A 15,084-nucleotide genomic window follows, 5' to 3' on the forward strand; every position below is an offset into this window, starting at 1 on the left:
ATCATGGTATGATTGTGTGGAGTTTTGTGCGCGATTGTCGCAGTACACAGGTTGGAACTACCGACTTCCTAGTGAGGCGGAATGGGAATATGCCTGTCGTGCTGGAACAACAACACCGTTTCATTTTGGCGAGACGATTACTACCGATTTAGCCAACTATGACGGGAATTATATTTATGGTGCAGGTGCGAAGGGTAAGTGTCGCACGGAAACCAATCCAGTGGGCAGTTTTCAGGTAGCGAATGCCTTTGGCTTGTACGATATGCATGGAAATGTGTGGGAATGGTGTCTTGACCAATGGCATGATAGCTATGAAGGTGCGCCGTCAGATGGTCAAGCTTGGATAATTGACAATGATAATGATAATCATTTCCGGCTGTTGCGCGGTGGTTCGTGGAACCCCTATCCCAGGGGCTGTCGTTGTGCCGCTCGCCACAGGCTTTCCCCAGCCTACTGGAGCTACCTCAACGGGTTTCGGGTTGTCTGTGGTGCGGCGTGGACTCTTTAGCCCTTGACACTTTTGCCCTTTTGCCCTATGCCCTATTTTCTTTTCCCTCTTCCCGCCGCAGGCGGGTCGATTTTTTTTTATAGCCAACATCACTAATAGTCTGTCAGAATACCTCCTGTAACCGAATCAACCAATGAGTGTTGTGAGGATAGGGAATAGGCAATGGGGAATGGTTGCCCAATCATGATCAACCTCCAACTTGCTAGTGTTGATGTCATAAACTGCCCAGCATCTCAAGGTTGTTGAGTCGCGATCGCTAATTTCGCCCCCGGAATCTCACGCAACCGATCCATGACAGCAACAACTTGACCATGATCAACCACAGTATCGGCTTGAACAATAACCAACGCTTCCGAGTTGGGTTCGATAAGCTGGCGCACTTTAGTTTCTAACCCATCCAGTTGAATCGACTGGCGGTTCAGTGATAACTGTCCTTCTGGATCAATCGTCACCGTAATTTTTGTCGAAGGTTGAGTATTAGCTGTTTTTGCCTGGGGTAAATTGACAGGTAATCCTTCAGATCGGGTTAAAAATAGGGTTGAGATAATGAAAAAAGCCAAAATAGCAAAGATCACATCAATCATGGGTACGATGTTGATCTGAGTTGGCACCTCTGGTTCATCAGGTAGATGCATATTCCGGTTCTCCTTTGGTTTGTGTTTGCTTCTCGTAGCGGCGACGGTAGAGGAGTTCCAGTTGACCGCCATATTCCTGAATCAGCGCGATTTGCCGCAGATAGAACCCGCGAAAAATGTTAGATACCATTAGCGTAAACATCGCCACAACTAACCCGGCGGCGGTAGACACCAACGCTTCACTAATCCCGCCTGTGACACCAGCCGATTGACTTGCGCCAATATCACCCACGCGCAGGGAAGCGAAGGAGTTAATTAAACCTAAGACGGTTCCCAACAAACCCAGCATCGGCGAAAGCCCAATAATGGTTTCAAAGGCGACGCTGAATCGCTTGAGTATGGGTATCTCCGCTTGCGCTTCGCTTTCTAAAGCCAGCCGAAATTCCTCTGGGGTGGGTTGTTCAAGTTCCAATGCTGTCAGAAAGACTCGGGCAATGGGTAGATCGGCATTTGCCTTTAGGCTTTTTATCGCATCTATGGGATCACGTCGATAAAGAGACAGCACGTCTCGCACCAAACGGCGTTGTCGTCGATTCACGCGAAACCAAAACGCCGCACGTTCTATAGTAAGCGCGATCGCGAGCACAGAAAATCCCAGCAGGGGCAACATGACTACGCCACCTGCACTGAATACATTATTGACTTCCATCTAAGAGTGAGACCGTTTTTTGAACAAAGGCAAGACTACAGGACTTACGCCATGGCAAAGGTGCGTTACGCTTCGCTAACACACCCTACACATAGAGCCATGGCAAAGGTGCGTTACGCTTCGCTAACACACCCTACACATAGAGACATAGAGTCTTGGCGTAAGTCTTGTTGTAGCCCGATTTACACAGTTGGGGTGTTCGCAAGTAAATGATATAAGTTCTCAAAAACTGTAGAGCTAGTGAGAATCACTTGTCAACCCCGATCTGTAAAAAATTTTTTTATCTACAAAGTTTTTAGAGCTGAAAACCCTTGATGTATGGGAATAGGGCGATTATAGCGGCACTGTGCAATCAGCCCTCTCAATTAAATTGTGTATTGACATTTGCACACGGGTCGCTTACGTTACTTAAGCACCTGATAACTAATCTCAATAAGCTATGGGCTTGTCAATGCTCGCTGTAGACCAGCGAGACAAAGAAGACGAGGCGATTCGGTCGTTTATGACCTATAGCCTTGTGGGTTCGCTGGCACTACATATCGTTGTGCTGATGCTTACTCATCTTTGGGTGAAAACGCCTGGGCTAGCAGAAGAACCGATTGAAATTATCGTCCTTGATGCACCCAGTCCTCAAGCTGTAGCACCCAAGCCAAACAATCAAGCAGAAGAGTCAAACAATGCTGGTAGTAACGCTCAAGGTGGTGGCGCTAATCAAGCGCCTGTGGCATCATCGCCAGCAGGAACGTCTACGCCAGATATTGCGCTATCGCCCCCATCGAGTTCTTCGGAAAACTCGTCCGGTTCCATCCAGCCTGTCACTCTGCCAAACCCTATAGCAACGCCTCCTGTAAAACGGAAACCTAAACCTGAACCTATTCAAACGCCGGAGGTAGAAACAAAACCGGAACCTGAACCTGTTGAAACACCGGAGGTAAAAGCGAAACCCGAACCCGAACCGATTGAAACACCGGAGGTAGAGACAACACCTGAACCTGAACCCGTTGAAACGCCAGAGGTAGAGACAACACCTGAACCTGAACCTGTGGAAACGCCAGAGGTAGCAGCGAAACCGGAACCTGAACCCGTTGAAACGCCGGAGGTAGAGACAACACCTGAACCTCGAAAAACTTCGGAACCAACACCGACACCTGTGGCGAATTTGCCAACAGAATCGACACCCAACCAAACAGAGGAACCCCCTGTGGTTCCATCTCCAAATTCTAGTCCGACAACTGAACCCCCCTCTGAATCGTCTTGGTTTAAACCCATTCAAGACATTTTCAAGAAACCTGATAATGCGTCAGGAGGTCAAGCTGTTGCCAGCAATGAAACAGAGTCGTTAAGCGATACCAGTGGAGAAGGCGATCGCACTTCGTCTTCTGACTCCGCAAACACCGGGGAAAGTAACTCGGGTTTAGACAATGACACAGGCGACGCTGAAGCTGGAACCGGGACTGATTCCGGAAATGGCTCCCAGATAGGGGATGACACAGGCGATTTCGGTGAAGGAACGGGTGAGGAATCAGGAGGGGATTCACCCCTAGCCGCTAAACCGAGTCCACCTTTACCACCCACAACGTTTGACGAGGATGAGGAGGATGAGAACAAAAGCCCAAAACCCGGTTCAAGAGACGCTTTGCTCAATTGTCGCAGCTGTCCCGATCCTAACTATCCTCGGAGAGCTAAACGACGAGGTTTAGAAGGAACGGTGCAAATTATCTTTGATGCTGATTCTACAGGAAATGTCAGCAATGTCAGACTTCTTAGTTCTAGCGGTTACGACATCCTTGATGAAACAGCTCTCTCTACTGTAAAACGGTGGCAATTAGCAGCATCAGAAAGTGGTTGGCGTGGTATCTCCGTACCCTTTACCTTTGCTGAACAAGGCTCTGATTTTGAGCGCCAAGCCCGCGAACGCCGAGAACGCCAAGCTCGTGAACGTCAAGCCCGCGAACGCCGAGAACGCCAAGCTCTTGAAGAACAGCAAGAACAGAATATCTCCGATCCGCCTGACTTTGGCTTCGACACGGAACCTGTAGTTCCACCATCACCAATTCCGGAAGCATCACCAACAACTCCTGATTCTTTCTCAGTTCCCGATGAACCATCATCAATTCCAGAAGCATCACCAACAACTACCGACTCCTTGCCAGTTCCCGATGAACCACCACCGATTCCCGAAGTATCACCGACAACCACTGATTCCTTGCCAGTCCCCGATGAACCACCATCGGTGGAACCCTCGCCAATTCCGGAACCATCGATTCCCGTAGAACCTGTAGAGGAAGTCATACCATCTGAATAAGAGGAAGTTTGTAGTAAGCGCTTTAGCGCTGATGGCACTAAAGTGCCGACTACCTACCTACCTACGAACGGAACGAACGCCGGAAAAAATTTCCTTAACTATTGACAAGTATTCTTATTTAGCTCTATGCTTCTAAACTTAGATGAGAGAATTTGTTGAGAAAATATTTCAATTATTTTGGCGCTACCTGAAACACTCCTACACAAGCTAGAGGTATTTGAACGTGCAAAAAACTGAGAATTATTCCCATTTAGAGGAACCAAGCCTTCTATCGCCACAGAGCGATCGCGACTATAGAAAGGCAGAAGGCAGAGGGCAGAAGGCAGAAGGAATCCATCCTGTTTCACCTTCTCAAGAAATTGGTCGTCAAGTGTCCTTACCTGGTCGAGTGTCCCACTGGTATCTCCAACGCCAAACCCAACGGGAATCGAACGCCCGCAGCTATCCCCGACGAATTCCCATTGCCATGCGTGAAGCCAAGGGAATTTACGTCAAAGATGCCGATGGGAACCTGTATTTGGACTGTTTAGCGGGTGCTGGAACCTTAGCCCTGGGACACAATCATCCCGTTGTACTAGAGGCAATGCAGCGTGTGTTAAACGAAAATCTGCCCTTACACACCCTAGACCTCACCACACCGATTAAAGACCAATTCGTTGAAGAATTATTCGCCAGTTTGCCCCCCGCCTTTGCCCGGAATGCCAAGATTCAGTTCTGTGGACCCTCTGGGGCGGATGCGGTGGAAGCGGCGGTAAAGCTAGTGAAAACAGCGACGGGGCGGCGTAGCTTACTCTCGTTCCAAGGGGGATATCATGGGATGACTCATGGGGCGTTGAGTTTAACGGGCAATCTAGCCCCGAAAACCGAGGTGGCGGGTTTGATGGCAGATGTGCATTTTCTGCCCTATCCCTACCACTATCGTTGTCCCTTTGGGTTTGGCGGTGAGGTCGGTTATAGCGTGGCTAGCCGCTATATTGAACATCTTCTGGATGACCCGGAAAGCGGGATTATTCCCCCGGCGGGGATGATTTTGGAAATCGTTCAGGGAGAAGGGGGCGTAATTCCGGCACCGGATCACTGGATGCGCCAAATCCGACGCATGACCCGCGATCGCGCTATTCCCTTAATTGTGGATGAAATCCAGACGGGCTGGGGGCGTACAGGTAAACTTTATGCCTTTGAGCATTCTGGAATTATCCCAGATGTGGTGCTGTTGTCCAAAGCCATTGGTGGCAGTTTACCCCTATCTGTTGTCCTTTATAACCAAGACCTCGACACCTGGGCACCAGGGGCGCACGCCGGCACCTTCCGAGGGAATCAGTTAGCCATGGCAGCCGGAATCGCTACCTTGGGCTATATCCAGGAAAACCACTTGAGTGAACACGCCGCCGCGATGGGTAAGCGGTTGATGAGTCACTTGTATCAGATTCAGTCGGAATTTCCCTGTATGGGAGACATTCGCGGACGAGGTTTAATGATTGGGGTAGAAATGGTTAATCTTGAAGCCTCAGCCGATCGGCGCGGTTGCTATCCTGCCCATTCCGGGCTAGCTAAAGCCATTCAACAAGAATGCGTGCATCGTGGCTTGATTGTCGAGATTGGCGGGCGCTGGGGCAGTGTGGTGCGTTTTCTACCACCTTTAATTGTCACAGCAGCACAAATTGACCAAATCGCCGAGATATTCCACGCCGCCGTTAAAGCCGCCCAACAGCAGATGCTGTCAGTGGTTGAGTTTGCGGAGGTAGGCTGATGGGGCAACTGACGCAGACATCCCAGCAAAATGTAAATGGCTTTCTCAGTAATTCTGGGGACAGTATCGCCGCCTACCAAGACGCGATCGCAACTGCCCAGCAGGTTGTGATTGATTACTTGGCGCAGCAAACTCGACCCTATAGCGGCGCGAATCCCGATGAGTTAACCCAGATTCTGGCAACTCGTGAGATTTGTCCAGAAGGGAACCAGCAATTAAAAGAGATTCTCAATTATATAGGTGAGACCATTCTCAATAACTCCGTGGTTGTGTCTCATCCTACTTGCATCGCCCACTTGCATTGTCCCCCCTTAATCCCCGCCTTAGCCGCCGAGGTGTTAATTAGCGCCAGTAATCAATCCATGGATTCGTGGGATCAAAGTCCAGCCGCCACCTTATTGGAACAACAGGTGATTAATTGGCTGTGTCAACTCTTTGGATACGAACAGACCAGTGATGGTATCTTTACCAGTGGGGGAACCCAATCCAATTTTATGGGATTGTTACTCGCCCGCGATCGCTATCTGCGCGATCGGTTCAATTGGTCAGTACAGCAGCAGGGATTACCGCCAGACGCTTCTCGGTTACGGATTTTATCGTCAGCCGTCTCTCATTTTACCATCCGTCAAGCCGCCGCTTTGCTGGGATTAGGAGAACAGGCTGTTATTCCCGTCGAAACCGATAGCAACTATCGCCTTTGTCCCCACGCCCTTACCCATGAGTTAGCCCAACTTTATCAGCAAAACCTGTTACCGATTGCCCTAGTTGGCACTGTTGGCACGACCGACTTTGGCAGCATTGATCCGTTAGCCGAACTGGCAGCAATTGCCCAAAATAACGGACTTTGGTTTCACGTTGATGCCGCTTATGGGGGCGCATTAATGATGAGCGATCGGCATCAGCATAAACTCACAGGCATTGAATGTGCCGATTCTATTGCCGTAGACTTCCATAAGTTATTTTATCAGCCAATTAGCTGCGGCGCATTCCTACTGAAAGACCGATCTCAGTTTAACGCGATCGCACTCCATGCCGATTATCTGAATCCTCAGACAAATGTTGAAGCGGGGATTCCTGATTTAGTTACCAAATCCATACAAACCTCCCGCCGTTTTGATGCCTTAAAATTATTTGTTTCCTTGCAAACATTGGGGCGTCAAGGATTCGCTGACTTAATCGATACCACGATTGATTTAGCTGTCCAAACTGCCCAATTAATTGACGGCGAATCAAACCTGAAATTAGTCAATTATCCCACCCTTAATGCTGTAGTATTCCGTTATTGTCCCCAGCAATCCTGCCATAGTAATTCCATCAATCGCCAGATTAGAACAACCTTGATGGAAAACGGTGAAGCTGTTCTCGCCCAAACTCAGATTGGTCAACAAACTTATTTGAAATTCACCCTACTCAATCCCCAGACTACGGTTGACCATATCCGGCAACTTTTGCACCGGATTCAACACCTTGGTCATCAATTAGAATTAACCGGAACCTGGAATATGAGGGAATAAAGAGGCGAACAGTAAGCCCTCCTTATTAAAGTGCCATCGGGGAATCTCTCGCCATTGAATTAACACTTAAAACGGGGAGAACAGTAAGCCCCCCTTTCAAAGGGGGGTTTGGGGGGATAAACACACCAACCACCTAGTATAAAAATCATAGACATGATAGAACCCACCATCATCGAAGCCAGCAATTCTCCAGCCCATCTCAATCCCACAGACAAACAAATTGCTGAACAAGCCACGATTCAAAGCTTTCTCAATTGCTATTTGCGAGAAACAGGCATTACCAGTCCTAACGCCCAAGAAATTCGGTGTAACTTACCCCATCAAGGCGTACAACTCATCGCTAAGGTACGATATTGGTCTCCCACAGGACGCCATTTATTCTCCTTTCCCCTCTATTACCAAACCGCCAACGGGAATCAATTAGAACTCGATTATGTAACCTTGGTCGCCCTCCTCACCAAAGAACTCGCCCTCGCCCAAGGGAGTGCCAATCACTGCGATGAATTACTGCTACGAGTGATTCAAAGTTGTTGGAATATTGAACAATTTGTCAAGCATCGGCGTCGAGATGCCGAACTCCTCTATGCCTTTACCAGTTCATTTTGGGAAACCGAACAATCCCTCGTATTTGGGCATCATTTACACCCCACCCCCAAAAGTCGTCAGGGATTTTCCAATCAGGAATTATTTACCTATTCCCCAGAACTAAAAGGCAAATTTGCCCTCCATTATTTCCGCGTCCATCATTCAATTGTTCAGGAAGGTTCAGCCCTCCCCCAAACAGCAACATCCCTAATTAAGGCACAATTACAGTCTGATCCAGAAATAGATAGCGAATTTAAGCAAACCTATTGTCAGGAGGACGACTATAGCCTATTACCATTACACCCCTGGCAAGCCAAATTTCTCCAGCATCAACCGACTGTTCAAAGCTTATTCAAGCAGGGATTACTCCAAGATTTAGGACAACAAGGTCGCGCCTTTCTTCCCACCTCTTCTATTCGCACAGTCTATCATCCCGAATCAGCCTTCATGCTGAAATTATCGTTAAATGTCAAAATCACAAACTCGGTGCGAACCAACTTATATAAAGAATTAGAACGGAGTGTAGAAATTTATAGCCTGATTGAGGGTAAAATTGGTCAAGAATTGCGAGAGAAATTTCCTCAATTTTCGATCATTCGTGACCCCGCTTATATTACAATTAAGATTAACGGGGAACCCCAGGATAGTTTCTCAACCATTTTACGAGAAAATCCATTCATCCAGCATCCCGAAACCGATGCCACCTGTTTAATTGCCTTGTGTCAAGACTCTATCTTTGGTGATGGTTCGCGATTAGCGCAAATCATTCGCCAGCTTGCTAAACAAGAACAACGGTCAACAGCACAAGTTAGTGTAGACTGGTTTCACCGTTATCTGAAGATTTCCTTAGAACCAATTCTTTGGCTATATTTCACGTATGGGATTGCCATCGAAGCCCATCAGCAAAATAGTGTATTGCAATTACAAGACGGTTATCCTTTCCGGTTCTTTTACCGGGATAATCAAGGATATTACTATGGACAATCATTTTCCCAGCAATTAGAGGGTATATTGCCAGGAATTAGTCAAAAAAGCCAAACTTTTTGCGATAATGCGGTTATTGATGAGCGATTAGGATATTACTTATTCTTAAATAACCTATTTGGCTTAATCAATGCCTTTGGGGTTGCCGGATTAGTGGATGAAAAGGTACTTTTAGCCCAACTGCGAATGAGTTTAGAAAAACAGGCATTGTTGCAGATGGGAGGTTCTGTACTTTTGCCGACTCTATTATCTCAAACTCAACTGCGCTGTAAGGCTAATTTGCTGACTCGTTTTCATGATATGGATGAATTGGTTGGTTCTGTTGCTACCCAGTCGGTTTATGTCAGTATTGATAATCCTTTGGGGAATAGGGAATAGGCAACAGGCAACAGGCAACAGCGAAGAAGACAGATAAATAGGTAACAGAAAGCCAGAAATAGTGAATAAGTAATAGGTAAGCTGTCACGCATTTAAATTGGGAATGGGTAGCGAAAAAGATGTTCACATTACAACAACTTTGCCGTTTTTAACATTAAGGTTTAAATGCATAACAGCTTAACAGGAAACAAAGAACAAGTCACAAAAAATGAGAAATAGGCAAAAGTGAAGACGTGATGGTGAAAACGTAACAATAATATAGCGAAGCGTTGCGGCGGGGGTGTGGGGGGGTCGCAACGTCCCCACTGGGGGGTTTGGGGGGCTAGCCCCCCAATAAAAGTTAGCTTTCTAATCATTCAAATTAATCGAATAAATTCCCCTAAAAACGAATTGCACTTCTGACTTCAAATGAGGGCGGGTTTAATTAAATCTGGGTGTAACCGAAACGATAGTAGTCAAACCCGCCCCTACCACCCCACCCAAAACCACCAAATTAGAGACATCAATGTCACCCACCAACTCCATTACTCAACCTAACCCTACCTACCAAACCTTTGACCCTGATATCAATAAACACATTACCTTTCGTACCCTTATCCTCGACCAAGATTTATCCTTAATTCATAACTGGATGAATCAACCCCACGTCATTCCCTTTTGGAACCTAGCCCTTACCCTAAACCAAATGCGGAATCACCTCGAAAAAGCCCTCGCCGATACCCACCAAACCCTTTATATCGGTTGCTTAGATGGCGTACCTATGAGTTACTGGGAATCCTATTGGGCAAGTAAAGATAGAATCGCCCAATACTATCCCGCCCATCCGACAGACCAAGGTATTCACCTATTAATTGGTGAACCCAACTATTTAGGGAAAGGATACGCCCTTCCCTTACTCCGCGCCATGACAACCTTTCAATTTCAACACCCAGACACCCAAAAAATTATCACCGAACCTGATAGCCGCAACGCCAAAATGATTCACATCTTTAAACGCTGTGGCTTCCAACCCCAAATCAACATTCAACTCCCCGAAAAACCAGCAATTCTAATGTTTTGTCATCGTAAAACCTTCTTCAACCGTTAAAAAAATGTCAAATCGCATCTACGACATCATCGGCGTCGGCATTGGACCCTTTAATCTAGGGTTAGCCGCATTATTAGACCCCCTATCGGAAATCGACGCCCTATTTTTAGACCAGAAATCTCAATTCCAATGGCATCCCGGCTTACTCATGGAAGGAACCACCATTCAAGTTCCCTTCCTCGCCGACTTAGTAACCATGGCAAATCCTAGTAGCCAATTGAGTTACTTGAGTTACTTAAACGCCCAATCCCGTCTTTATCACTTCTATTTTTTAGAAGACTTTCATATTCCCCGACGCGAATATAACCACTATTGCCAATGGGTTGCCCAACAATTACAAAGTTGCCGTTTCGGGGAACGAGTAGACGCTATTTCCTGGCAAGACTCTTTAGGGTGTTTTGAAGTAAAAACCCAGAATTTAACCTATCACTGTCACAATTTAGTCTTAGGAGTGGGTAGTGTTCCCAAAATGCCAGCTTGTTTTCAGGGACTAGACACCCAGGATATCTTCCATTCTGCCCAATTTTTGCACCAGCGCGATCGCATACGCCATTCCCAGTCAGTTACCGTTATCGGTTCGGGACAAAGTGCGGCGGAAGTTTTCTATGAACTTCTCCAAGAACAGGAGACATATAACTATCGCTTAGACTGGCATACCCGTTCTGCTGGTTTCCTACCCATGGAATATTCCAAACTGGGATTAGAACACTTCTCCCCCGACTATATCCACTACTTCCATAACTTACCTCAACCTAAACGCGATCGCGTACTGTCTCAGCAAAATTTACTGTACAAAGGAATCAGCTTTAATACCATTGCCCAAATCTATGAATTACTCTATGAACGCACCGTCGCGGGTAATCGTCCCAATCTGCGATTGTTACCCTTAGTGGAGGTTAAAGAAGTTGAACCAATCACCACAAACGAGAAAACAACTTACCGACTCAGTTATCGCCATATCCAACAAGACCAACGATTTACATATCAAACCGATTGTGTTATTTTAGCTACAGGTTATGACCATCAAATTCCTGATTGTATTGATGGGATTCGCCCGTTAATTCAGTGGGATAACCAAGGGCGTTATATTGTTAATCTCGATTACCGCCTTACCCTTACCCAAGATATTCCCAATCAGATTTTTGTCCAAAACGGCGAGTTACATACTCATGGCGTTGGTGCGCCTGATTTGGGCTTGGGTGCCTATCGCAATTCTGTGATTATCAATACCCTTGTCGGACAAACGGTTTACCCCGTTCAACGCCATAACGTTTTCCAGCAATTTGGGGTAGCCTGATGAAACAGCGACAGAAATGGGTTTGGGGCGCACTGTTTCTCTGCGTATTCCTAGCAATCTTTAACGAAGTTTTACTCTCGCCATTCTATCCCCAGTTTTTCCGCAAAGTATTCGGCGTAGAAGACTTATCCTATACCGGATATTACATTTTCGCTTGTCGGTTAACGGTGGTACTCTGCGCCCCAATTTGGGGAATTGTTGCCCGTCGGTTTGAGGTAAAATACTTGCTGTTTGTAGGTCAGATAGCGACAGCCGTGATGACGGCGTTAATGGCAACAGCGACGAGTCACCAACAGTTTCTTGTCTACACGATTATGTTGTTGCTGTTTAAAAGTAGTTATTTGTTGGTTTATCCCTTAATTATTCAATTAGCCGGGGAAGCCCAAAGACCAACCGTTGCTGGAACCTATCAAGCGGTATTTCATGGGGCAATTGTCAGCGCGACAATTACTGGCGCTTGGATGGTAAATTTTGAATCGCCGTTGTTGTTGTTTTATTGGATTGCCCTGGCTGATTTTTTCCAATTCGGTTTATGTCTTTATGTACTGCGAGGAGTATCAACACGGCGAGTAGAATTAGCCGTTGAAAAAGATAAGGGAGATAGGGAAAATGAAAAGCGAAGCGAAGGATTAGACAGGGCGGGTTTTGTACAAAGATTAACGTCAATAGGCAAACGAAAGTCTCTAAACCCGCCCCTACAGACGAATAATCGCACGTCTCAAAATCATGCCATCGAAGGTTGTGAAGGGTCAACACTCAACACTTCCCCAATTAAAGGAGATAACTGGACGTTTTTGATTGCCATTGGTGTCGTTATTCTCTCATTTCATCTGGCAAATAATCTAGTGCGTCCCTATTTTACGGCATACGTAACAGCCGAGACTCCCTTTAATACCAGCCTGCTGGCGAGTAGTGTGCTATTTCTCATTCCTAGCATTATGGCAATTGTCGCCTTACCGTACATTCGTCAAGCTTGTCAGCCAGAACGCCTAAATAGTATTTATCCCTGGGGAATAGGTTTAGTCATGGTGAGTTTATACCTGCAAGGACAAACCCAAAACTTATCGATTTTAGTGTTAGCCCGAATGGTTTACGGTTTCTGTTTTGCTGTCACCCAAGCCGCCTTGGAATTAAAGTTATTCGGCAAAAGTCGCGATAATCGTCTCCATTTCAACTATAGCCTTGCCACTTCCTTTGCTAATGTGGGACATTTAGCCGCCCCATTAATGGCATCTTGGCTAGTAAGTACCCAGAGTTTAATTGCGCCATTTTTAACCGCCGCCGCAATTTGTGGGTTTAACAGTATTTTTGCCCGATTGTCCGTTTTCCGTTCTTTTAAAAAGGAACAGGAACTAGGAGAGATGGGAAGTTAAATCAAATTTAGTCAGGGCGGGTTTAGTTAAGTTAGGGGTTTCCTGTTAAAAGTTATTGGTAAAACCCGCCCCTACAAACACGGGTTTAATTGGTGCCGACAATGACAAAGGACAAATGACGAATGACGAATGAAAAAGGACAAATCATCATGGAACATCTAAACAGTCTCAACCACGCTTTACAGCCAGAATATTGGCAGTCTGTTAGTCGTACTCTCCTAGCCAAAATGCTGTCGGAGTTTATGTACGAAGAAATTATTCAGCCCGACGTGATTAGCCAAAATGATGCACCGCCTCTCTATCATCTTTCCTTACCCGAAGGTATCGCCTATCGTTTTGCGGCTAAACCGCGCTTATTTAACAGTTATCGGGTTATCCCCGAATCGATTCAACGAGGACAAGGAAGCGACTGGTTACCTGCCTCCAATCCTTTTCAATTTGTCTTAGATGTTCATATTGCTGTGGGAATGACGGCGGAAACAACTGCCCATTTAATTAAAGAACTCAGTAATACACTGCTAGCGGATGCCCATATTAATGCCGCAAAAGAAAATCAGAATATTGATTGGCTAACCCTAGATTATGCCCATTTAGAAGGAGAAATGGAGGGACATCCTTGGATTACGTTTAACAAAGGGCGAATTGGTTTTGGGTATGATGACTATCTAAACTATGCCCCCGAACGTAAACAGCCTGTTAACCTAACTTGGATTGCTGTTCGCCATGACCGCGCCCAATTTAATTCTGTTGCAGAATTGGACTATTCAACATTAATACAAGAGGAGTTAGAGGCAGAAACGCTGGCTGAATTTGAGGCTACATTAAATGATCAAAATGTCAACTCCTCAGACTATTATTTCCTACCTGTGCATGAATGGCAGTGGCAAAATATTATCATTCCCCTATTTGCTGGAGAATTAGCAACGGGGGCGATAATATATCTGGGTTGTAGTCGCGATCGCTATTTGCCACAACAGTCGATTCGTACCTTTGCTAATATTAGTCATCCAAAAAAACGTCACGTTAAATTGCCCTTAAGTATTTTGAACACTTTAGTATATCGTGGGCTACCAGGAGACCGAACTGTCATTGCGCCCCAGGTAACAGAGTGGGTAAAATCGATTTGCGATCGCGACCCATTTTTAAGCGAGGAATGCCGTCTGATTCTACCAGGAGAAGTTGCCAGTATTAACTATGATCATCCCTACTACGCCCAACTTCCTAGCGCCCCCTATCAATATAAAGAAATGTTGGGGTGTCTGTGGCGGGAAAGTGTTCTCGCTTATGTTGAACCTGACGAACGCGCAATTACCTTAGCCTCACTGCTTCATGTTGATGGTTCAGGTCAACCCTTTGTATCTCGTTTAGTGGCGGAATCTGGACTCAGTTTAGAGGCTTGGTTAGACCGCTTGTTCAATACGATTTTGCCGCCTCTCTTACATTGTCTCTACCGTTACGGGGTTGTCTTTTCGCCCCATGGGGAAAATACGATTCTGGTTCTCAAAAATTCCATCCCCCATCGTCTGGCGATGAAAGATTTTGTCGATGATGTGAATATTAGCCGTCATCCGTTACCTGAACTTGAATCATTACCGCCAAATTTGAAAGCCGTCTTATTAACGGAACCACCAGAAGGACTTTGCCAATTTATTTTCGCGGGTTTGTTTATCTGTCATCACCGTTATCTATCAGATTTGTTGGAACTTCACCACAACTATCCAGAACGTCAGTTTTGGACACAAGTGCGACAAAGTATCTTAAATTATCAACAGCGTTTTCCAGAATTGCAGGAACGATTTGAGTTATTTAATTTACTTGCGCCTGAGTTTACTAAACTCTGTCTGAATCGGAATCGGTTGCTGACTTATGGGTATGCTGACGATGGCGATCGTCCTCATGCTGCGGCTTTCGGGAAGGTTAGTAATGCGTTGTACGAAGTTGGAGAACAGAATCGTCATTCGTCATTAGTCATTGGTCATTTGTAACGGTTATGTCAACGCAAGTAGGTTGGGTAGAACG

Annotated in this window: 11 protein-coding genes; 9 read left to right on the forward strand and 2 right to left on the reverse strand. The window is 46.1% G+C overall.

What is annotated here, in order from left to right; translation table 11 throughout:
* On the forward strand, nucleotides 1-508 hold a 508-nt coding region (locus RIC07_RS14100), incomplete at its 5' end, for a formylglycine-generating enzyme family protein (protein WP_446395075.1).
* Nucleotides 509-741: 233 nt separating this feature from the next.
* Here RIC07_RS14100 and RIC07_RS14105 read toward each other — a convergent pair.
* Nucleotides 742-1,143, reverse strand: coding sequence for an ExbD/TolR family protein (locus tag RIC07_RS14105; protein ID WP_446395076.1), 402 nt, complete (start codon nucleotides 1,141-1,143; stop codon nucleotides 742-744).
* Nucleotides 1,130-1,792, reverse strand: a complete 663-nt coding sequence (locus tag RIC07_RS14110) for a MotA/TolQ/ExbB proton channel family protein (protein ID WP_446395077.1) — start codon at nucleotides 1,790-1,792, stop codon at nucleotides 1,130-1,132. Before RIC07_RS14110 ends, RIC07_RS14105 begins: the two co-directional genes overlap by 14 nt.
* A 439-nt stretch (nucleotides 1,793-2,231) precedes the next feature.
* Here RIC07_RS14110 and RIC07_RS14115 point away from each other — a divergent pair, with 439 nt between their 5' ends.
* The 8 genes from RIC07_RS14115 (at nucleotide 2,232) to RIC07_RS14150 (ending at nucleotide 15,050) form a co-directional block, all read left to right on the forward strand.
* Nucleotides 2,232-4,097 (forward strand): TonB family protein, encoded by a 1,866-nt coding sequence (locus RIC07_RS14115; protein ID WP_446395078.1) that lies wholly within the window; start codon nucleotides 2,232-2,234, stop codon nucleotides 4,095-4,097.
* Nucleotides 4,098-4,467: 370 nt separating this feature from the next.
* Complete coding sequence (locus RIC07_RS14120; protein WP_446395143.1) at nucleotides 4,468-5,847, forward strand: diaminobutyrate--2-oxoglutarate transaminase; 1,380 nt, start codon at nucleotides 4,468-4,470, stop codon at nucleotides 5,845-5,847.
* Nucleotides 5,847-7,361, forward strand: coding sequence for a pyridoxal phosphate-dependent decarboxylase family protein (locus RIC07_RS14125; protein ID WP_446395079.1), 1,515 nt, complete (start codon nucleotides 5,847-5,849; stop codon nucleotides 7,359-7,361). The genes RIC07_RS14120 and RIC07_RS14125 overlap by 1 nt, the downstream gene beginning before the upstream one ends.
* Nucleotides 7,362-7,514: 153 nt before the next feature.
* Complete coding sequence (locus RIC07_RS14130; protein WP_446395080.1) at nucleotides 7,515-9,308, forward strand: IucA/IucC family protein; 1,794 nt, start codon at nucleotides 7,515-7,517, stop codon at nucleotides 9,306-9,308.
* Nucleotides 9,309-9,813: 505 nt separating this feature from the next.
* Nucleotides 9,814-10,395: a GNAT family N-acetyltransferase gene (locus RIC07_RS14135; protein ID WP_446395081.1), complete on the forward strand. Its 582-nt coding sequence runs from the start codon at nucleotides 9,814-9,816 to the stop codon at nucleotides 10,393-10,395.
* Between the two features lie 4 nt (nucleotides 10,396-10,399).
* Nucleotides 10,400-11,692: a lysine N(6)-hydroxylase/L-ornithine N(5)-oxygenase family protein gene (locus RIC07_RS14140; protein ID WP_446395082.1), complete on the forward strand. Its 1,293-nt coding sequence runs from the start codon at nucleotides 10,400-10,402 to the stop codon at nucleotides 11,690-11,692.
* A complete protein-coding gene (locus tag RIC07_RS14145) occupies nucleotides 11,692-13,065 on the forward strand; it encodes an MFS transporter (RefSeq protein WP_446395083.1) in 1,374 nt (457 codons plus the stop codon). The genes RIC07_RS14140 and RIC07_RS14145 overlap by 1 nt, the downstream gene beginning before the upstream one ends.
* A 122-nt stretch (nucleotides 13,066-13,187) precedes the next feature.
* Nucleotides 13,188-15,050: an IucA/IucC family protein gene (locus tag RIC07_RS14150; protein ID WP_446395084.1), complete on the forward strand. Its 1,863-nt coding sequence runs from the start codon at nucleotides 13,188-13,190 to the stop codon at nucleotides 15,048-15,050.
* Nucleotides 15,051-15,084: the final 34 nt, after the last annotated feature.

Origin of the sequence: Coleofasciculus sp. E1-EBD-02 (assembly GCF_040218245.1) — a bacterium.
Lineage (GTDB): Bacteria > Cyanobacteriota > Cyanobacteriia > Cyanobacteriales > Coleofasciculaceae > Coleofasciculus.

What these genes read in the sequence shown, in the direction of transcription:
- RIC07_RS14105 (WP_446395076.1), bottom strand. Translation starts at nt 1,143, where the DNA reads ATGCATCTACCTGATGAACCAGAGGTGCCAACTCAGATCAACATCGTA.
- RIC07_RS14110 (WP_446395077.1), bottom strand. Translation starts at nt 1,792, where the DNA reads ATGGAAGTCAATAATGTATTCAGTGCAGGTGGCGTAGTCATGTTGCCC.
- RIC07_RS14115 (WP_446395078.1), top strand. Translation starts at nt 2,232, where the DNA reads ATGGGCTTGTCAATGCTCGCTGTAGACCAGCGAGACAAAGAAGACGAG.
- RIC07_RS14125 (WP_446395079.1), top strand. Translation starts at nt 5,847, where the DNA reads ATGGGGCAACTGACGCAGACATCCCAGCAAAATGTAAATGGCTTTCTC.
- RIC07_RS14130 (WP_446395080.1), top strand. Translation starts at nt 7,515, where the DNA reads ATGATAGAACCCACCATCATCGAAGCCAGCAATTCTCCAGCCCATCTC.
- RIC07_RS14135 (WP_446395081.1), top strand. Translation starts at nt 9,814, where the DNA reads ATGTCACCCACCAACTCCATTACTCAACCTAACCCTACCTACCAAACC.
- RIC07_RS14140 (WP_446395082.1), top strand. Translation starts at nt 10,400, where the DNA reads ATGTCAAATCGCATCTACGACATCATCGGCGTCGGCATTGGACCCTTT.
- RIC07_RS14145 (WP_446395083.1), top strand. Translation starts at nt 11,692, where the DNA reads ATGAAACAGCGACAGAAATGGGTTTGGGGCGCACTGTTTCTCTGCGTA.
- RIC07_RS14150 (WP_446395084.1), top strand. Translation starts at nt 13,188, where the DNA reads ATGACGAATGAAAAAGGACAAATCATCATGGAACATCTAAACAGTCTC.